The 18,012-nt window shown below is 54.2% G+C and carries 22 protein-coding genes and 4 pseudogenes; 13 read left to right on the top strand and 13 right to left on the bottom strand.

Going from position 1 to position 18,012, the window contains the following annotated elements:
* The first annotated feature begins 80 nt into the window (after positions 1-80).
* Positions 81-308 carry a hypothetical protein gene (locus AC1Z1G_RS15225; RefSeq protein ID WP_347900681.1) on the top strand — a complete coding sequence of 76 codons (228 nt, stop codon included), beginning with the start codon at positions 81-83 and terminating at the stop codon, positions 306-308.
* A 151-nt stretch (positions 309-459) separates the two neighbouring features.
* Complete coding sequence (locus AC1Z1G_RS15230; protein WP_347900682.1) at positions 460-690, top strand: hypothetical protein; 231 nt, start codon at positions 460-462, stop codon at positions 688-690.
* Positions 691-909: 219 nt separating this feature from the next.
* On the opposite strand, the gene AC1Z1G_RS15235 is transcribed toward AC1Z1G_RS15230, so the two are convergent.
* The 3 genes from AC1Z1G_RS15235 to AC1Z1G_RS15245 all read right to left on the bottom strand — a co-directional run bounded on the left by AC1Z1G_RS15235 (position 910) and on the right by AC1Z1G_RS15245 (position 2,187).
* Positions 910-1,068 (bottom strand): hypothetical protein, encoded by a 159-nt coding sequence (locus AC1Z1G_RS15235; RefSeq protein ID WP_347900684.1) that lies wholly within the window; start codon positions 1,066-1,068, stop codon positions 910-912.
* A gap of 188 nt (positions 1,069-1,256) precedes the next feature.
* Positions 1,257-1,685: a bleomycin resistance protein gene (locus tag AC1Z1G_RS15240; RefSeq protein WP_483620895.1), complete on the bottom strand. Its 429-nt coding sequence runs from the start codon at positions 1,683-1,685 to the stop codon at positions 1,257-1,259.
* Between the two features lie 157 nt (positions 1,686-1,842).
* A complete protein-coding gene (locus AC1Z1G_RS15245; protein ID WP_483620896.1) occupies positions 1,843-2,187 on the bottom strand; it encodes a hypothetical protein in 345 nt (114 codons plus the stop codon).
* A 287-nt stretch (positions 2,188-2,474) separates the two neighbouring features.
* On the opposite strand from AC1Z1G_RS15245, the gene AC1Z1G_RS15250 reads away from it, so the two are divergent.
* Together AC1Z1G_RS15250 and AC1Z1G_RS15255 are read left to right on the top strand one after the other, a co-directional pair.
* Complete coding sequence (locus AC1Z1G_RS15250) at positions 2,475-2,936, top strand: hypothetical protein (RefSeq protein WP_483620897.1); 462 nt, start codon at positions 2,475-2,477, stop codon at positions 2,934-2,936.
* 125 nt (positions 2,937-3,061) lie between these two features.
* Positions 3,062-3,382: a YceK/YidQ family lipoprotein gene (locus AC1Z1G_RS15255; RefSeq protein ID WP_483620898.1), complete on the top strand. Its 321-nt coding sequence runs from the start codon at positions 3,062-3,064 to the stop codon at positions 3,380-3,382.
* Positions 3,383-3,417: 35 nt separating this feature from the next.
* Here the strand turns inward: AC1Z1G_RS15255 and AC1Z1G_RS15260 are convergent, their stop codons facing one another.
* Both AC1Z1G_RS15260 and AC1Z1G_RS15265 read right to left on the bottom strand, forming a co-directional pair.
* Entirely contained in the window at positions 3,418-3,948 is a 531-nt protein-coding gene (locus AC1Z1G_RS15260; RefSeq protein WP_483620899.1) for a hypothetical protein, read from the bottom strand.
* 163 nt (positions 3,949-4,111) lie between these two features.
* Positions 4,112-4,720 carry a hypothetical protein gene (locus tag AC1Z1G_RS15265; RefSeq protein ID WP_483620900.1) on the bottom strand — a complete coding sequence of 203 codons (609 nt, stop codon included), beginning with the start codon at positions 4,718-4,720 and terminating at the stop codon, positions 4,112-4,114.
* Between the two features lie 324 nt (positions 4,721-5,044).
* On the opposite strand from AC1Z1G_RS15265, the gene AC1Z1G_RS15270 reads away from it, so the two are divergent.
* The 3 genes from AC1Z1G_RS15270 to AC1Z1G_RS15280 all read left to right on the top strand — a co-directional run bounded on the left by AC1Z1G_RS15270 (position 5,045) and on the right by AC1Z1G_RS15280 (position 6,155).
* Entirely contained in the window at positions 5,045-5,419 is a 375-nt protein-coding gene (locus AC1Z1G_RS15270; RefSeq protein WP_483620901.1) for a hypothetical protein, read from the top strand.
* A gap of 102 nt (positions 5,420-5,521) precedes the next feature.
* A complete protein-coding gene (locus tag AC1Z1G_RS15275; protein WP_483620902.1) occupies positions 5,522-5,740 on the top strand; it encodes a YceK/YidQ family lipoprotein in 219 nt (72 codons plus the stop codon).
* Positions 5,741-5,948: 208 nt separating this feature from the next.
* Positions 5,949-6,155, top strand: coding sequence for a hypothetical protein (locus AC1Z1G_RS15280; RefSeq protein ID WP_483620903.1), 207 nt, complete (start codon positions 5,949-5,951; stop codon positions 6,153-6,155).
* A gap of 178 nt (positions 6,156-6,333) precedes the next feature.
* Here AC1Z1G_RS15280 and AC1Z1G_RS15285 read toward each other — a convergent pair whose 3' ends face one another.
* On the bottom strand, positions 6,334-6,741 hold the full coding sequence (locus tag AC1Z1G_RS15285) for a YfeK family protein (protein WP_483620904.1): 408 nt from the start codon (positions 6,739-6,741) through the stop codon (positions 6,334-6,336).
* Positions 6,742-6,886: 145 nt separating this feature from the next.
* On the opposite strand from AC1Z1G_RS15285, the gene AC1Z1G_RS15290 reads away from it, so the two are divergent.
* On the top strand, positions 6,887-7,600 hold the full coding sequence (locus AC1Z1G_RS15290) for an SOS response-associated peptidase family protein (RefSeq protein ID WP_483620905.1): 714 nt from the start codon (positions 6,887-6,889) through the stop codon (positions 7,598-7,600).
* A 317-nt stretch (positions 7,601-7,917) separates the two neighbouring features.
* Here AC1Z1G_RS15290 and AC1Z1G_RS15295 read toward each other — a convergent pair whose 3' ends face one another.
* A complete protein-coding gene (locus tag AC1Z1G_RS15295) occupies positions 7,918-8,949 on the bottom strand; it encodes an IS110 family RNA-guided transposase (RefSeq protein ID WP_483620722.1) in 1,032 nt (343 codons plus the stop codon).
* 221 nt (positions 8,950-9,170) lie between these two features.
* Between AC1Z1G_RS15295 and AC1Z1G_RS15300 the strand changes: the two genes are divergently transcribed.
* Both AC1Z1G_RS15300 and AC1Z1G_RS15305 read left to right on the top strand, forming a co-directional pair.
* Positions 9,171-10,274, top strand: a complete 1,104-nt coding sequence (locus tag AC1Z1G_RS15300) for a tetratricopeptide repeat protein (RefSeq protein ID WP_483620906.1) — start codon at positions 9,171-9,173, stop codon at positions 10,272-10,274.
* Positions 10,275-11,527: 1,253 nt separating this feature from the next.
* Positions 11,528-12,097, top strand: a pseudogene (locus AC1Z1G_RS15305) (SOS response-associated peptidase family protein).
* Positions 12,098-12,125: 28 nt separating this feature from the next.
* Here the strand turns inward: AC1Z1G_RS15305 and AC1Z1G_RS15310 are convergent.
* The 3 genes from AC1Z1G_RS15310 to AC1Z1G_RS15320 form a co-directional block, all read right to left on the bottom strand.
* Positions 12,126-12,491 (bottom strand): cupin domain-containing protein, encoded by a 366-nt coding sequence (locus AC1Z1G_RS15310; RefSeq protein ID WP_483620907.1) that lies wholly within the window; start codon positions 12,489-12,491, stop codon positions 12,126-12,128.
* 75 nt (positions 12,492-12,566) lie between these two features.
* Complete coding sequence (locus AC1Z1G_RS15315) at positions 12,567-13,085, bottom strand: prephenate dehydratase domain-containing protein (RefSeq protein WP_483620908.1); 519 nt, start codon at positions 13,083-13,085, stop codon at positions 12,567-12,569.
* 33 nt (positions 13,086-13,118) lie between these two features.
* Positions 13,119-13,814, bottom strand: a complete 696-nt coding sequence (locus tag AC1Z1G_RS15320) for an RraA family protein (protein ID WP_483620909.1) — start codon at positions 13,812-13,814, stop codon at positions 13,119-13,121.
* A gap of 447 nt (positions 13,815-14,261) precedes the next feature.
* On the opposite strand from AC1Z1G_RS15320, the pseudogene AC1Z1G_RS15325 reads away from it, so the two are divergent.
* Positions 14,262-14,498: pseudogene (locus AC1Z1G_RS15325) on the top strand (SOS response-associated peptidase family protein); the annotation flags it as partial.
* 914 nt (positions 14,499-15,412) lie between these two features.
* On the opposite strand, the pseudogene AC1Z1G_RS15330 reads toward AC1Z1G_RS15325, so the two are convergent.
* Both AC1Z1G_RS15330 and AC1Z1G_RS15335 read right to left on the bottom strand, forming a co-directional pair.
* Positions 15,413-15,780, bottom strand: a pseudogene (locus AC1Z1G_RS15330) (hypothetical protein).
* Positions 15,781-15,843: 63 nt separating this feature from the next.
* Positions 15,844-16,336, bottom strand: a pseudogene (locus tag AC1Z1G_RS15335) (putative metallopeptidase); the annotation flags it as partial.
* 74 nt (positions 16,337-16,410) lie between these two features.
* Here AC1Z1G_RS15335 and AC1Z1G_RS15340 point away from each other — a divergent pair.
* On the top strand, positions 16,411-16,932 hold the full coding sequence (locus AC1Z1G_RS15340) for an N-acetyltransferase family protein (RefSeq protein WP_483620910.1): 522 nt from the start codon (positions 16,411-16,413) through the stop codon (positions 16,930-16,932).
* A gap of 344 nt (positions 16,933-17,276) precedes the next feature.
* On the opposite strand, the gene AC1Z1G_RS15345 is transcribed toward AC1Z1G_RS15340, so the two are convergent.
* The gene (locus AC1Z1G_RS15345) at positions 17,277-17,465 is read right to left on the bottom strand and encodes a hypothetical protein (protein ID WP_483620911.1); all 189 of its coding nucleotides are present in this window, start codon (positions 17,463-17,465) and stop codon (positions 17,277-17,279) included.
* A 192-nt stretch (positions 17,466-17,657) separates the two neighbouring features.
* Here AC1Z1G_RS15345 and AC1Z1G_RS15350 point away from each other — a divergent pair, with 192 nt between their 5' ends.
* A complete protein-coding gene (locus AC1Z1G_RS15350; protein ID WP_483620912.1) occupies positions 17,658-17,864 on the top strand; it encodes a hypothetical protein in 207 nt (68 codons plus the stop codon).
* Positions 17,865-18,012 lie beyond the last annotated feature (148 nt).

Consider the following 18,012-nt stretch of genomic DNA (forward strand, 5'->3'; position numbering starts at 1 on the left):
GACGGTGGCCGGGCATCGATTTGCAGGATTGCGAGTTGCTTCTATAGTTGATCTGAACACCTATTCACCTCGGTGACGCCATGGAAGACATTTTCGTAGTCAGGCGCTGTAACAAGATCATCATCCAGGGCCGCCGCGCCGGCGAGGTGCTTCATCTCCCGCCCGTTGCCGAGGTGTGGTACAGAATCGCCGACACCCGCACCCGGGGCGGGTTCATCGGCGACGGCTTTGAGAGCGAGGAAGACGCCCGACGCGAATGCCGACGGCTCAACGCGGCCAGCCGGTTAATGCCGTCCCACCAGCCTTAGCCGGCCAGACACCGATGCCACGCGTCGTTGCAGTGCATTTTCCGGGTCTATACTGATTTCAGCTGAAGGACCGGCGCCCCAATGGCAAAAGGCACGCTTGCGGGCTTTTTGTTACCCTCAGCCAGTTTTTCTCTGAACGGAGGTGCTTCCCATGTCCGAAAAAGAGTCCATCACCACCCTGCTGACGCTGCTCGATTCTCGCCAGGCTCGCCTGGCAGCTGCCTGCAAGGAAATTGCCGACTGGGTCGACCACCAGGGCGGTCATCCCACCGCACTGAGAATCCGTGATCGCCTCAGAGACATCGAGAACGATGCCCCCTTGGTCCAGAGTGCGCTCACCGCGCTCAAACCTGTCGAGCCACGTCTGCCAAAGTTTCGCTAGCACCCAGCGGGCCTGGTGCAACTGACTGTGCCCACAAGGCACTGCTTTTGTGTGCCTCCTGAATGCTTCGCCCATCCTTCCTTCACCAACTGAAGCTGAACGCAAAGCCCTGACGGGACCCGCGCTGATCCGACGCGGACATATCGGACCCATCGCCGCGCACCAACAGGTGCGCGCAAAGGCCAGTCTTCACGCGCAATGCTGTTGACCGACAACACCTCAAGGCTTCAGTGGCCGCTCTTCATCAAGCTCCGACAACTCTTTGCCATCATCGGGATGTTTCCACGTTTGCGGCGGCGGTTCCGGGTGCTCGTCTGGCTTTTGAGCGGTGCCCTTGGCGGTATCATCCTGTGGTTCGTGTTTGTTCCAGAATGTCATGTTCACCTCCCTTTGCAGGCTGGATGTGTCCTCCATTTTCAGGATAGAACAACTCGGCACAAACGCCCGAAACAGGAATCGCTCCAAACACGCGATGCATTATCGGTGCTGCAAGTGCAGCGTCACCCTGAGTTGACTGATCGCCTAGGCAAACGCATCGCCCGCCCAGAGCAGCCATGCAGGAGGAATCAACCCTCACAATGCCTGAAGCCCAATTCTTCAGCGAAGCGCAGCAAATAACCATCGGGGTCCTGCACCAGAAAATTGCGCTGGCCGACCCACTGATCATCATTGCGATACCAGTGTTCTTCAACCGGTCTGCGCAAGGCATGCCCCGCAGTTTGCAATGCACTGGCCAACGCGTGGGCATCGGGACAGACAATGGACAGGTTCATCCCCCGACCGAAAGGACGCTCCAGCGGACCGACACGCCAAGGAGAGTCGCTGTGCCAATCTTCCTCCAGCATGATCTGGCTCTGCCCAAAAGACAGGTAGGCGAACTTGTCTTCCGGGCGTTCGTACTCAATGGAAAAACCTGCGGCCTGGCAGTAAAAGGCCAGGCTTTCTGCCAAGTCTGCAACAATCAATTCGGGAACAAGGGCGTTCATCTTGAACATGTCTGACATCCGTTCAGGGGAGTAATAACACGGGTCAGTGTCCGACCAGCGCTCTACAGGGGGACGCAGACTATCAATCTTTCTCCCCTGCGCAACAGAACAATTGGCACGGTCTAAAAGACAACACATGAGCGTCTTTTTTAGTGACCCGAATCAACTACTCGGCCCTGAAACTCCAGACTATTTCCACAATACGTACGGCCAGGACGAGGTAAAGCAAACAAAACAGCACCTGCAACAGCATGTGGTAACGAAGGTTGCTCAACCTGCGCACTCCGTCGCTGACGTTGAGCACCATCAGGACTCCCGACACTGCTATCAGCCCCCACCCCGTCAAAGTCGACCCGAACAACCCCAGAAATAGTTCATGATGGCCATGCAGCGCATTAGTGCCCGCGGCGAACAGCAAAGCACACACCAACAGGTTCTTGATGTTGTCGAATATCTTCGTGTTCAGGTCATTGTCCAGTAACGCCAGATACCGATCCCAGAATTTGCGCATGTTGACAACCCCAAGCACCTGCATTGAGAAACGACGCCCCGTGGGACTTGGGCGATACACCTGAGAACCCCTTTGCAACATCGAGCTTAGCGAGTCTTTTCACAAGGTGCTGCCTGCTTGTGCCCTATGGCTTGAACAATACCTCGTTGATAAGAACCCGGACGGGGCCCTACCTGGAAACTAATTTACACAACAGGACTTATGTAACCCGACAATACGCCGATACCGTGCAGCAGCACGGAAGCACCGAAGCAGCACTTACTCCATAGAAGGCAGGAACCTGAACAATGCTTGAACACATCTGGCGCAGCATCCATTCCCCGGGCTACTTCCCCAACGTACTGGAATGGATGATCGATATTCTCCTCAACCCGTTCATGGTGATTATGTGCCTGATGGTCGGAGCGCTGGCCGGTAAATGGTGGAGAGCCGCCCCCTACGGCAGCCTCATTTGTTATGTGGTGTTCCTGAGCCGGTCGTCATTCTATCGATGGGGAAGCATCTTCCCCGAAGCCGGCCTGCCTGCGATGTTGATTGATGGCGCACTCCTGGCCCTCCTCGGCTTCTATTTGAAAGGCGTACTCAGAGCCCGCTCAGAAGCAAAACCCGAAGGCCATTGGCTGCGCTGGCTTTATCAAAGCCTGAAGGTCGTCATGCTGACAGTCATGGTGATGTTCTGGGTACTCGTCGTGCTGTTTGTCCTGACCTTCACCGTCTCAGTCGCCACCCAACCGTCAGTGGTGCACTGACCCACCTTCTGCTCGCCAGGGTCTGTACGAAAAGTCGCCGAGTGGCGATCAGGCAAGGCAAAACAGACGAGGAAACGGAGTTTACGGGTTGTAAATGAGCATTCCGAGCCTGTTTTTAACGCAGCATGATCGACACGCAGGCAGTTTTCGTGCAGAGCCTAAGGAATGGCATCATCAAAATACTCATTGCACTCTTACTGCTATCAACTGCCACGCTGAACGGTTGCGGCACCGCCATGGGTCGACTGGCGGGTTCGGACCCTTCATTACCCAGTGATGGCTACTACATGGGCACCCGCACCAATGTCGAGTTTCTGTCCGCGGCAGAAAGCCTGATGTTCTGCTGGCCGACAATCGTCTGCCCGCTGATCTTCATCGCCTCGCTTCCGGTGGATGCTGCCGTCGATACCGTTCTACTGCCTTACGATGCGATAAGGGCTCAATAGCCGGACAGGAACAACCCGCTCAAGAGCGGGTTGACTCAGGCATCCTGGCCCGATGCACACTGTCCCGTCCTGTCGGGCTCTTCCGGGAGCCAGATCAATGGCCGATAGGTGGTCTGACACAACGGCAACGACAAGACCGCGAAGTGTTCAATGAGGGTGTCCCGCCGATGGGCGTCGACTCGCTCACCCAACAACACTGGCAACCGGCGACAGAGCTTGAGTGCTTCAGCAACGTTGATCGCAAGCAACGCCGCAGTGGCACGGGCCGCGCCGATCACCTGATCGTCCGGGCACTCGACCAGGCGCAGGTCGTACTCGGTAAAGAAGCCACGGGAAAGATCCGAGGGTACGCTTTCCCCCTTGCTCACCGGCGTCCCTACCTCACGGAAAGTGTCGTACTCGGCGTAGTACTCCAGCGCGTCGGCATAGTCCTGTACGTGTGACAACGGATTTTGTTCCTTCTGCACACAGAGCACCGATGCAAACGTCGCCGGTTCGAGGAACTCGTACAACCCATGCGCGTGTGCATACACCGAGACTTCTTCGCCATAGTCGTTGTCTTGCATCTCGTCTTCATCAGGCGAAAGGTAAAACCGACACTCAATGAGCGGCTTGCCCGTTTCGGCATAAATCCAGCTGTAACGTGCCCAGACATCACCGTCGTCACAGCAGGCCGCGATGCTCTCAATGGCCTCTTGAAGGGAGCACAGTGCCGACACTGCGGGACTCTCAGGCATTGTCGAAGCCCCCGGTCCATTGTGGGTAATAGTCACCGGCATGTTTTTTCATGAACGGGAAGTACCAGGCTGCGGGTTCCGGTGCCAGGTTGAATCCAGACTCGTCGTCAATAATCGAATCTTCAACGTCAAAGCCCAGTACGGCGTGATGACGGGCACTCAGCAACACCAGAAACTGAGGGAGAGAGTCGGCGACAGAACTGAAGCACCACTCGCCTCTGCCTGGCTGCCCCAAAAACACCGGGCATGCCGGACCTTCAGACAGATCCACGATGATCGGGTCTGCACCCTCGTCGCCGATCAGCACCCAGTCATCACTCCAGCCTTCAATAAGTTCGTTTGTGACGGGGTTGAAGTTGTAGCCCTTGGCCAACTTCTTGATATCGCCGGCGGCATACAAGGCCACCGAGTTACCGACTGTCGAGAAGTCGTAACCGGCATTGGGCGCGAAGTTCTGGATGTAACGCGAGAGCGCCATCGGTAAGTCTGCCTGCCATTCTTCACTGATCCGTTGCACTTCCAGGGCCCCGCCCCCCAAGAGCGGTAATGGAGACTCGACCCAGAACGATTCGATGATGGTGATTGCGTCTTCAAACGACACTCGCGGCTCCTTGATATCACTCGGATAAACTCCTTCGGGCATGAGGTAAACGCAAGCACTCCCCCGCCAACTGCGCGGCGATCATATCACTGCCTCGCCAACAGACCGCGACTGCTGCAAGCCGTCACACGCCTGCCGCTCACCCACAAAAGCGTCGGTAGCCATCAGCCAGCATCAATGCGAAACTGCGGCCGCCCCCTCAAACCCGACGCACTCCCACGCGTTTCAAAGGACTACCCACTTGCTAAGGATTGGCATCATCACAGCCCTCCCCCGTCTTTTGCTCACCTGTAGCGTTGCAGGTTCCGAACAGCCGAGGTCATCTTGAAGTCATTCATCATTGCAGCGCTGGTTGTCCTGCTCGTGATTTCCAATCTGTTCTGGCTATACGTAGTCCTGGACACCGCCGTCGCGAGGTCCTATGCCGACCAGGAAATGGACGTGCTCAAAAAGTCCAACGCCCAGGCCATCGGCATGCTCAGGATAGCGCTGGAGGGGAAAACAAAAACACAGGTCGAGCCCGCGGCAATGAAGTTCTCGCAACTTGAACCTTATGAAAAGGAGGGCTGCCTGTGGATCGGTTGGTATGGTTTCAAGTTTTCCGAAACAGGACTTTTTATGGATCTGGAGACCGATGAGTCATACAACACCAGCCCAGTCTGCCGTGAAGAGACGCCACCCGATCAAGAGCCGCGTTGAAACCGTCCCGTACGGCACACTCGCCTGCCAAGGAGTAGCACCATCAAACAGCTCGCATACCTTCTGACCCTCTGCGCATTTGCCCTCTCGGGCTGCGGCACCTTGATCGCCCGCGGCGACAACGCATACAGCCAATTCGACTACTACAAGGGCACTCGGGAAAACATTCAACTGCTGACCACGCTGGGTGGCGCAGATGATGTTCTGCCAACTCAGATATGCTGGATGACAGTGGTGTGCCCGGTAATCGCCATTTTCAGCTTACCGGTCGACATCGTGGTCGACACCGTCCTGCTGCCTTACGACGCCTCCAACGGATAGCCATACACCGGCTGTCTCTCATGTGCGTGGCCATCCATCAGCCCCCTCTGTTTTACCCTCCTGCACAGGTTACGATGACCTGTAAACCGGATGCACCATCGTGGTGCCCGTGGCTGGCGACATCCGGTTTTCTCTACTAGGATTTGTCCGACAAGAAATTGTGCCGCCACACTCGCTGGCACCTGGTCAGGAGATTCAGGAGATCGAGATGAGCAAGATTCAGATTGCAGAGCAGACCTATCGCGCATGGTCGAGTCCCATTTTGCTTCAGCTCAAAGAGCGTGAGCATCAGTTGGAACCCTCTGCCCGCCAGGCACTTGAAAATGTGTTGGTCGAAAGAAGGCTTCTGGACACCGGCAGCCCTACCGGTAAAGATCGACGCAAAACCGGATTGACCGGTAACGACAAACCTTAACGCCAAGGCGCCCAGCCTCTGCGCCCATACCCCGGGCTGCCATGCCCCTCGCCTGACACACCCACACCCTGCTACTGAGCCGGGTTTCGGAACTCGATTGCGAGATCCTGCGTACAGACATTCAAGTGACCGGATGGGCGCATCGTGAGACCCGATGCTCACCTGCTTGCGAACAGGCTCAATGAAGCTGCCTTTGACGCTGTAACTCTGTCGTTAGCCAAGGGCCTGCCAGCTGTTCGCCGCTGGGGCATTTCACGGTGTAGGCGGTGCCGCTCATGCTGCTTTTTGTAGCTGCCAGTTCGATGAAGTCTTCGGCGCTCTGCACTTTGTTCTTGCCTTCGAGATAATCGAGTTTCTTCTGCAAATGTGCACGGGCTTCAGCGCCTGTGTACTCGCTCCCATTGCGCACAAACTGGCAGCCACTGTGCTCGACAAAAACCAGCAAGCTGCTGATTTCCTGCGCGGCTTGGGGCGAGGTCTGAGCCTGTACGTTACTGGTCAACGAGGTAAAGCCGATGACCGCCGCCATCAACCATCGCTTCGCAACGGAGGGAGTTGTCGACAACGATCCGATCAAAATGCCCATGACGCTTCCTTGTTCTGAAAGCGGCGACTTTAGCACCCGCCAACAGAAAACGAAAAAGAACCCAGCACACCGATAATGCCCCGGGCAGCGCCATCGCATGAATCGGGGCTGAGCTAAGCTGAAAGCTCAACGGGAGGGTTTTGCGATGTGCGGGAGACTTTCACAGTACCGTGGCATCCACGACTTCGTTGCCACGCTGAGCATGCCAAACGCCTTGATCAACACCGTCGGCGATCAGCCGCTGGGGCAATACAACGCCGCGCCATCAACACCGTTGGCACTCCTGCACCTGGAGGGTGAAACACTGCATGCCGACCGCGTGCGTTGGGGATGGCACCCACGCTGGGCAAAAGACCGGACGACGCCGATCAACACCCGCGTAGAGAAAATCGCACACGGCGCTTACTTCCGGGCGATCTGGCCCCACCGCGCTATCCTGCCGATCGATAACTGGTTCGAGTGGGTCTATGAAGGCGGGGCAAAGAAACAACCCTACCTCATCCGACGCCGAGACCGGGCGCCCATCCTCTGCGCGTCGATCGGACAGTACCCTGCCGGCGGACGGGAACCTCAGGACGATGACGGATTCGTGATCTTCACCGCTGACAGCGAGGGAGGCGTGGTTGACGTACACGACCGGCGGCCAGTGGTGCTTTCACCGGAGTTGGCCAGGGAGTGGTTAACCCTGGCCACGCCCAAGGATCGAGCCGAACAGATAGTGGCGCATCAGGGTGAGCCCGTCGAAACGTTCGAGTGGTTCAAAGTAGGCATGGCCATTGGCAACGTGAGAAACGTCGGACCCGGTCTGCTCAAGGAGGTCGGGCCGATTGTGCGCAACGACAAAAAAGGTCACGCCTGATCGCACTCAACCAAGGTGACCCATCTCCCCTTCCAGAACCGGTTGTCCGTATATGGACTCCCCCTCATTGCAAGCCCCGTTGCTTTGGCGCCCGTGCCGACTGCACACGTATATTCGGCCTCTAAATACGGCATCGTTTCGATGCAGGGCCATGATGGGCTATTCGCGCGCCGGCTCCCGATCGCTTTTTCGTGCTTTTCGCACTTGGACATTCGAGGGTTTTGCCGACGCCGGTTCGACCGGTTTGCCATCGTTCAGGTTGCTTCGCAATCGTGGTTAAGAGTTGTTTCTCTCGTAGAACACGTCGGGTAAATAGATCAGGCCGCTGCCTGATTCGGTTGGTAATCAGTGTCGTGACGCAGCATCGCCCAAGCCATGCGTGCAGTTTTGTTGGCCAGCGCAATGGCGGCCACATTGGGATGCGATCGCTCGGCTAAACGAACGGCCCACTGGCTGAGCCGATCCTCTTTGGATTTGGCTGTGCGTAGCGCCGAGCGTGCGCCATGCACCATCAATGTTCGCAGATACGTATCACCGCGCTTGCTGATACCGAGTAGTCGATCCTTACCGCCAGAACTGTATTGCCTCGGTGTCAGTCCCAGCGAGGCGGCAAACTGTCGGCCATTGGCAAACTGACGGGCATCACCGAGAGCGACGACGAGCGCTGTGGCGATCATTGGACCGACACCACGCAGCTGTTGAAGGCGAACGGCGGACGGCTCGTTTGTCGCGATCGCAGTGATCTCGCCATCGAGCTGGCAAATACGCCCATCCAGCGCACGAAGGTCGTCCCACAAACCATCCAGCAGACGACGAAAGCGTGCCGTCAAACCGTTATCCGCATCCCCTAGCCAGCATGGTATTGCACGACGCAGCATCAGCAATTCCTTCGGTGCAACGAGACCGTACTCGGCGACCAGCCCACGGATCTGATTGGCTTTGGCCGTCCGCTGTTCGATTAAGCCGGCCCGGATGCGATGCGTCGCCTGGATATCCTGTTGTTCGATGGTCTTGATGGCGACGAAGCGCATGCTGGGACGGCTCATCGCTTCGCAGATCGCCTCGGCATCGTTCGCGTCGTTCTTGTTGCTCTTGACGTACGGTTTGACGAACTGCGGCGCGACCAGCTTCACCCGAAATCCGTGGGCTTGTAGCTGCCGAGCCCAGTGATGTGCACCGCCACAACTCTCCATCCCGATCTCACAGCCAGGTTCGATCTTCTCCAACACCGTTTGCAGCCAGCGATCACGCGGTAGGCGCTGCCGCCAGACGGGTAGCTCATGACAATCCACGCCGTGGATCTGAAACACGTTCTTGGCCAGGTCGACCCCAATGCGCATAAGCTTCATGTGTGGACTCCTTCTCACTGTTGACTGTGGTTCGCACTTTCAGTCTGGCACTCAAGATGCCGAAGTGAGGAGGAGTCCATCCCATTGCTTTCGGTCAGTCGTGACAGGCAGGAATCGACCCAGTCTGTGTGAAAAACGTCTGGGCCAGGAGCGGACACTCATAGGTAGTAGGTAGAAGTAGCGATACACTTCTCACTCACCATTCATGAACGGATTCGAAATTGCTCCGGTCTTTAGTTGCTTTATTCCTCACCCTCGTGACGTTTCTTCTTGTTTCCTTCGTTGTCACTCTGTGGCGAAGCCCTTACAGCTTCACTGTCTTGATCGCCTCAGCCTATGAGGAGGGCTTGGTAGTTGGCCGCAATCCTGACAAAGCCGCAGAATGGTACTTACGAGCAGCGGAAAAAGGGGACCCTGTTGCGCAATACAAGCTCGGCATCATTCAATATTACGGTCGAGGTACCGACGCTGATCGACCGAAGGGTCTTCAGTGGATAACCGAATCGGCCGATCACGGGAACGCAGATGCCCAATATTATCTGGGTATTGCAAGTATTACGGGCCTAGATAAGCCGACGGACTTTGTCCAAGCTGCGACATGGTTCAGCAAGGCTGCAGAGCAAGGTCATGCTAAAGCTCAACTACAGCTCGCTACCCTTTACTACAAAGGTAACGGCATTGCGGTAAACGACCAACAAGCTTTTAACTGGGCTAGCAAGGCAGGCTCTCAAGACGATGCCGAGGCGCTGACGCTACTTGCTACTCTCTATTTCTTTGGCAAAGGGGTTCCAGCAGATCCTCAACATGCCGTGAAATTGCTCACCCTGGCGGCTAATGCCGGTGATGGCCTTGCATACGAAATGTTGGGAGCGGCCACTTTACATGGCACTGGCACTCCCAAAGACCTACCCGCCGCATTGAATTGGTATACCCGCGCTGCGGACCAGGGCCGGATCAATGCACAGTTCGTCCTCGGTTACCTCTACAGTAGTGGCGGTGATGTGCCAGTAAACTATCCATTGGCAAATCGCTGGTTGTTGCAAGCGGCCGCTCAAGGAAACGGTATGGCACTAGTTACCCTCGCCATTCATCTCGATAATGGTCGAGGCATCAAAAGTAACAAGCTCAAGGCTTGCGGATTATTGCGTGTGGCGCTGAAACAGACGCTGCCTAGCGATACTGTGGACCCCATGCGCATGCAGCTTGAAAAGGAAGAAAAAACGCTTTCGTCGCAGCAACTGGCTGAGGTATTGACTCTGGAAAACCTCTACTCAAGCCCGGCGGGTCTCAGGGAACTTCAAGGTGATCTAACAAGTGAACAGTAAGAAACGGCGCTGCTCATCCAAGGGCTAGACCACTAGCGGTCATGTACTAGGTTTGATAGCACAAATGCCTGTGTTTCGGTTGGGAAAGAGTCATAGGCATCTGCTTCGGGTGGATTACGGGCATGTGTGAAAGGCAGAAGTCGGCCAGAAGCAGCCAATTCGGACGCTGACCGCTGGCTACGGCTCAATAGTGCCACTCCGGTCAACAGACTAGGCCTTCCCTCCTTACCGTCCCAGACATGGCACCACGGGTTACCACCCTAGGGGGCTATCAATGGCCGCGCATTAACAGAGTTGACCAAGGTCGGCTGTTCGGCGAGCCTTACCATTAGACATGGCCATGAGAATCGGCACTTGGCGTCCCACGTTTACATTCTGCACGACCTAAAACATCCTAGACTCAAAATTGGCAAAGCGAACAATAACCTCGCAAGAGCAAGGAATTTCCGGTGGCAATCCATTGATTTTCCACAGTCACTGGGCCTTCGCCTGGCATCCGAAATAGATGCATACACCTTAGAAAAAATACTACACCGCACATTTCGTCTTGTTAGCGTTGATCCTCTTGAGGTGGTCGCTACAAAGATGATCATGGACGAAGTGTTAGCAGTACCACCAGAGAACTGGGGGGATGGAATCCGTGTCCACAAATGCCAGTAACCGTCGGACATGGTACATACGAATACTGTGGATACCTGTGTTGTATTTGGTGGTCACTCACTGGGACATAGCTTTGCCGACCGTGAATGTTCACTACTCTAAAGCTGGGCGGAATGAGCTCCGGTACATCTGGAACGTCCAAGACCGGATTTACAGAGGTGGGATGCTTCCCGGAGGTGGCGCGGTTGATAATGGCGTGCTCTTCCCAGACGATGAGTTCTTCATGGAGTTTTCGTGGTGGAGCAAAAAGGAAGGGCGTAATCATTGCATCAGCATCACACCGAAGTGGCCCAACACCGACATCTACCTAGACGCAGATGGCAACATCGACATGCGAAAAGAGGGCGGAACTGACACAGGCAGGTTGAAAGAGTGTCAGTGGGACCGAGCCAAGCCTTAGGCTGATATTCCCAGGACCTGGCCCGTATTTTTCGGGTGTTGTCAGGGCTTGCCAGGCTTCAAAGCGTAGAGATGAATCTGCGGGACTGGCCGCCCTATTTTACCTCCGCACTGAAGCTTCCCTGACGTAGGCCTGACACGCAGCCGGCGTCGATGCCTCAGCTAAGCTGAAACCTCAACTGGAGGGCTTGCCAATGTGCGGGCGACTTTCCCAGTACAGCGGCACTCACGACTTCGTTGCAGCGCTGAGCATGACCAATGCCCTGGCTAACACTGTGGGCGATGGACCGCTCGAGCGCTACAACGTCGCGCCGACAACGCAGGTCGCCCTGCTCCACCTGGAAGGTGACACCTTGCATGCTGATCGGGTTCGTTGGGGATGACGCCCGTACTAGGCAAAGGATCGCGCCACGCCGACCAATGCCCGAGTGGAGAAAGTCGCGCATGGACCGTTCTTCCGGGCGATCTGGCCGCGCCGCGTAATAACGCCCATTGATAACTGGTTTGAGTGGGTCGTTGGCGCGGGAATGGCTGGACCTGGCCACACCCAGGGAGCGTGCCGAGCAGATGGTGCTGCACCAGGGCGAACCGGCTGGGCATTCAAGAGGTTTAAGGCCAGCTCCGATGTCGGCAATCCATCGCACGCTAAACGGTGCCAAGCTCACTCCGCGTGCGTTGACCGTATCCCGGTAGGGCGCGTTATCAACATGAGTACTTTTGAACTACCATGGGAGAGTGGTTACCACTCCCCCATGATAAACTGACATTACCTATGCACTAATGCGCTCACATCTACGAAACTACATCCCAAGAAACTTTAAGGAAATCTAATTTTTTGTAGTCTTCCCGGACCGGAGAGTAAATTTCAAGTATTTCGCACGCTTCGAGAGCGATCGCCTCATGTACGATATTAGACTGAATGATGGCGCACTGTCCGTCAGTCAGCACATGTGAAACATCGTCAACCAACAACTGCAACTTTCCAGTGATGATTATGGGGCAAGCTTCCTGTTTATGCTGGTGACGCGGAATCACTGCTCCTTTCTCTAGCGTCCAGAATGCAATGGTGCAGTGCGCTGTATGGATAAAGCGAGCACGAGCGCTGCCATCTATATTGATATTGTGCTCAGCCAAAGATTCAATAGTTATCTTGCTCATGACGGTCATTTGCTCCATGAGTTTTTGAAACCGGATCGTTCGGTTAAAGATGAGATTTTTTCAGTGCATCACTTGTCACATTTTTAGGTGAATGCTGAACCCCATCGGCACCGGACCAAAATTCTTGGCAATGTGCAGATTGTTGGCTTGTGATGCCGCTATCGTAGTGATACAAGCATCAATATTCCCTTGGGCACATTGGAGAGCCGCCTCGCTGTTTGATGTGCATAGAACAAGCTCTGCAGAGGTTGCGAACTCTCCAAGTTGAGAAAGTAAGCTGGTAGGTGCGGGATGGGAACCTATTCGGTCAATGGTTTGCCGCTTGTTGCGGGCGAAAACCATATCGTGAGTATTCATCAGGTGATGATCGACCAATTTTAAACAGTCGAGATGACGGAAAACTATCTCATGCAGTTGTGGATATACGATACACCCCATCAAAACTCCAGGCTCCGATGAGTCCAGCAGGTCGTCCAAAGCATCTTCCAACGTCTTTCGAAGCTCTATATTACCGCACCAGTTCTGTTTCTCCATGTATTGCTTGGCGGCTTTTTCGCAGTTCGTTCCGTTAGGTCCTAACGTATAGATATTCATACCAGATCCTTCCCTGTGTGGATTATGAATGATTCAGATTCGGTTACGCTCCTCGACAAGCTGGATTAAGCTTCGTGTGTCGTACTTGTTTCGAATTGCCTCTAGAATCTCTCCTTCGACCTTTTCGATCTCTAACGCTAAGCCAAAGATGTCTTCCAAGGTATCAGGAGGCAAGATTACAGTCCCATTGGCATCCGAAACTACAATATCCCCTGTTTTTACCGAACAGCCGTTAATCATACAACCGCCACCAGTGGACTTGACCCTGTAGGCACCTTGTGTGTCTACAGGGGTAAAATTGCTGGCAAGGACCGGCATCGTTAGTGATTTTATTTCAGAAACATCACGCACAGAGCCGCCCAACACTACTCCCTCAAAACCAAGCTTGGCAAAATAACTACAACTCAACCCTCCAGCAAGTGCCGCTTCCGTCATAAGCGGACCGCCACCAGCAACATAAACAAGACCTTCAGCAGAGTTTATTTCTGGAATCAGGAAGTCCTTCACCTGATTCCAAGTCGATGGTTGGGGACGGGAGATATTTCCAGTCTTTCTGACACGCTCCCACTCTACAGTGTAAGCCTCTCCCACAAAATAATGCTGCTCTACATTCATTGACTTTATACTTCGACAGACAACTTCACCAATACACTGAGAATCCATGATATCGGCAAGTGTCGAGGTGCTTATCTTATGAGACCTTAAATTTCGAATAAATTCTTTTTGCACGCCTAACGTCCTTTTTGATTGATTCTCTGCGAGTAATTTCCGCCATGGCGCCCCTGGCAAAAATGTAAGTAATGCAACAAATCTTTTATTGTGCCACCCCCCCCTTGAGTCAATTGCGCATTTGTTATTGCAGCCATCGCAAATCAGAATAATGAAACATATCCCAACCCAATGCGACCTTATAGAACTTTTGAACTGCGCACAAATAAAAATTCTGCACCGCAGTTTAAAAACACACCTGAACCTATGAATAACAAATAACAACCGCCCATCCAATTCATGCTTATATTCAGCGCTATTATTTGACCACCTGCCTTTTCAGCCTATAGTGCAATTTGCACTTACTAGAAAAAATGCAACTCACACCAAACAATGCAACACCGTATATAACCGCGATAAATTCAAGCAACCGACAAGCAAATACTTTCTGTCGAGCACAAATGTCCAATATTCTACAGCACATCAAAAGGACCTCCGCTAAATCCCAATGCCCTTGCCAATACGGTGGGTGATGAACCGCTTGAACGCTACAACGTCGCGCCGACAACCCAGGTCGCCCTGCTCCACCTCGAAGGCGACACCTTGCATGCTGACCGGGTTCGTTGGGGATGGCGCCCGCACTGGGCAAAGGACCGCGCTGCGCTGATCAATACCAGGGTGGAGAAAGTCGCGCACGGGTCGTTCACCGCACAGTCACGACCATCGATACCGCTTCAAGACCTCTCGTCGAGCCTCGCCAGTGTCAAAGAGCAACAATTTGTAGTTTTTAATAAAAACCTTCTCTTAGCTCCTAAAGTTATGGTTTCTCAAGTTTCGGCCTCAGATAAAAATTAAAGTAGGCGTAATAACCCTCGCCCCTCCCCTTTCAGCCACATACGCTCCGACAGACGGTCGTCATTATATCCGAGCATCCCCTAGCAAGTATCCGATTGCACACACTCTACTTAGAGCCGTCGCGCCATAACATATCGCGACTACAATCCAGCAAAACAAGAAATCTGCACCGCACTTTAATTCCAAACCTGGAACGTTCAATCCAAAAGAAAACGACATAAGCTCGAATTGGAGTTCAATAAAACCCCAATCAACCTCACTCACCCCAAGGAAGAATACTAATATGAGCAAAAAAGCCTGATACAGCCACAAGCCAACTCTCCACCTACGCTGGAAGAGTGTCAAAGCTGGACTGCATCCCTAGCAATGGGAGCAACAATGTCAGGGTAACAATTAGTAATGTCGGCGATAAGTTCCTTCTTGTCGCCGGCATAGATACTTCGCTCGGACTTGGAATCTATCAAACCTTGTTGGCCGCACTGACATCCAAAAGTAACATAACCTTTGGAACAACCGGCTACATAGATGCCCAAGGTTTCGGCTACATCAACAGCGTCGTAATCACTGCAAGTTAATCCCTCGCCACAGGAAACATGTTAGATCTGTTTCTCAGCCGCAAGCCAGAACAGATCTAACAGTCCACTTATCAGTAGCGTAACCAAAAACACACCGACCCACCGTTATAGCTAGCCGCTAAATCGTTGTTTTGTTCTTCCGCTTATCCAGAGGTAGTTAATAACGACTTCTGCGACCCGCCATCCATCTTAATTACTTAAGATTTTGTTGAGCGAAATCAACGTAACAAACGCTTGGCACGCAGCCAAAGCAATCAGTCCTTGATCGCCGTCGCCGGTGATGCCGACAATTCGTTGAGCATGCGCTGGGTCAAGTCGGGCTCTCTGGGCTCCATGAACCACGCCGCCGGTGCCGGGATCGGTTGGCGCTGCTCGAGCGCGAGGCGTTTGTCCTGTTCGGTGCGCTGCTGGGTTGCAGCCGCCAGGGTCAGTTCATTCAGGATCTCGCCGTGGGCCCGGGCCTGCTCCGTCAGTTGCCGGCCGTAACGCCAGTCCTGCACCTGCCATGTGGCAAAACAAGCAATGGTGATTAGCACAATAGGCTGATCGCTCGCCACGCCACGGCATTCACAGCAACGCCCTGCGCACGCCTTCCAGCAGCACCGCCTCTGGATAGGCGCAACACCGACAAACTCTTCGACGTCGTGGACACGCCTCTCAAGCTTGGGCGCCCCTTCCTTCCTTCGTGAAGGCTGGCTGACTCGCGTGAGCGATGTGGTAGAGCTCATGCTCAACCAGAGCACAGAAGTCGGCATCGCTGCAGGTGGCACAGTAATCGACAGCCAGGGTGATGATGAAGGCTGGCACCTCGCCGAACCAGTCCATCATCTGTTGTGACATCCGGGCCTTCTGCCAACCACCCGCACGAAACGCTGCCTGCTCAGCCTGGCCAAGTATCCGACGCCCCTGCTTTTCGAAGCTTGACGATGCCCACATCACCGGGATGTCTGCATCTAGTAGATGGGCATGATCTTCGTCGTGAATGCTGCCGGTGTTGGCAAGGATCTCGGCCTGGAGCCACTCCCATACCTCCGGGGCTGGGGTCAGGCGTATACCGAAGTCGGATAGATCAGACAGCTCAAGCAGTGACGCAGGAGGGGGTGGCCTGTCCATGGGACACCTAATACTTGAAATACTGGCACGTTGTAGGTATTGATCAGAATCAACTCAACGCAAGGAGCGAGACAGTGATCAAAATTCGAGAGGCGACCATTGAAGATATCCACGCACTTCGTGATATCGGCATAGAGACGTATCGAGAGCACTTCTCCGACATCTGGAGCCCCTCAGGCATGCAGCACTTCTTGAGTGAAGATTTTTCAATCCGAGCGCTTCAGGAATCGATAGGGGCACCCGCACATCACTGTTGGCTCATAGCCCTCGATGAAGACAACAGAGCGGTAGGGTTCTCAAAGGTTAACTGGTCGAAGCCAATGCCTATTTCCGGCAAGACCGGTACGGAGCTCCAAAAAATTTACTTCCTCAAGACCCAAGCAGGCAAAGGCTACGGGAAACAGCTTCTGCAATTCATCCGCCAACTTGCCGAAGATCGTAAAGAGCATTTCATTTGGCTCGACGTACTAAAAACCAACGCCAGTGCGAAGCGCTTCTACGAAGGCTTCGGCTTCGAAGTACTAGGCGAGATCCCATTTACCACCGACAAGACCGAGATCGGAATGGTTGTGATGTGTTGCGACATTTCCCGGTAGGCGCGCTCGATTACCTCCCAGTCGGGTTGCTTGGTTGTCATAGATAGCTCGATGAATGGCCATTGCCTAGATGGCTCTTTGATATCAAAATAGATAAAAGGTTGATATTGGAATGCTGCATGCACGACTTACCAAATCTCATCATTGCAGACAGCGGCTTCGGCCTGAGCGTTTTACAAGTCACGGCGGATGTAGTGGCCAGTGCTCTTGAGGACCTGATTGCAAGGTCGGCGACAGGTTTTGACATCACCCATCAACTGGATTACTCCCAGCTAGCCATTTACGAAGACAGGCTCCAGGCTGCGCTCAATGCCCACCCCGCGGCGCACTCATCTACGACACATCTACTCCCCACCCCCCAGAATCACATCAACCAGTTTCTGCTCACCCAGGCGAAATAGGGCCAGTGACTGCATGTCCTCGGCCTTCGGGCCAAATCCGTACACGGTCACCTGCCCATCATCTGAGCGCATGGATAGAACGCCGGTTGAGCATGGGGCCAGCACATGGTGCAGCCGGGTGACATTGTTCATGCTGTTCTCCTGCGCTGCGCCACCATTCGTCGCATATGAAAACGTGGGGCGGAATACGTGACCATCTCTGGCTTAGGGATTGCACTGGCCCGTCGTAGCGGCCCCAGAACGACGTAACTCTGACGCGGCAGCAATCAAATTAACGCTTAAGGACTCCAGCGATACGCTTGGTCAGTCACCGGGAGATGTAACGTGTCAACTCTCAACGAAATCGCCGCAAACCACGCGAGAATGGCTAAGGCAAAGGCAGAAGAGTCGGCTGAACAGAATGGGCGACATCTCCAAATAGTGGGCGGTTTCGAGGTTCCATTCATTGATGGGCAACAGCACATCCCGCTGCATCTCATCCCGGGAGTGCAGGACAACCACCTCGGACAGGTAACTGGCTACCTGCTCTGACTGCGCGCGACCTGATCAGTTGCCAACTGTCGCATGCCATACAGTGTTCGCAGTTCAGGGTCCGGCACAGCCAGACCTTCGCTCGCCACTATTAGTGATCATGAAGATGCTCCGGCCGCAGGTCGATAAACCGGCCACGGTTAATTCG

The sequence above is a fragment of the Pseudomonas sp. JL27(2026) genome (genome assembly GCF_056933555.1).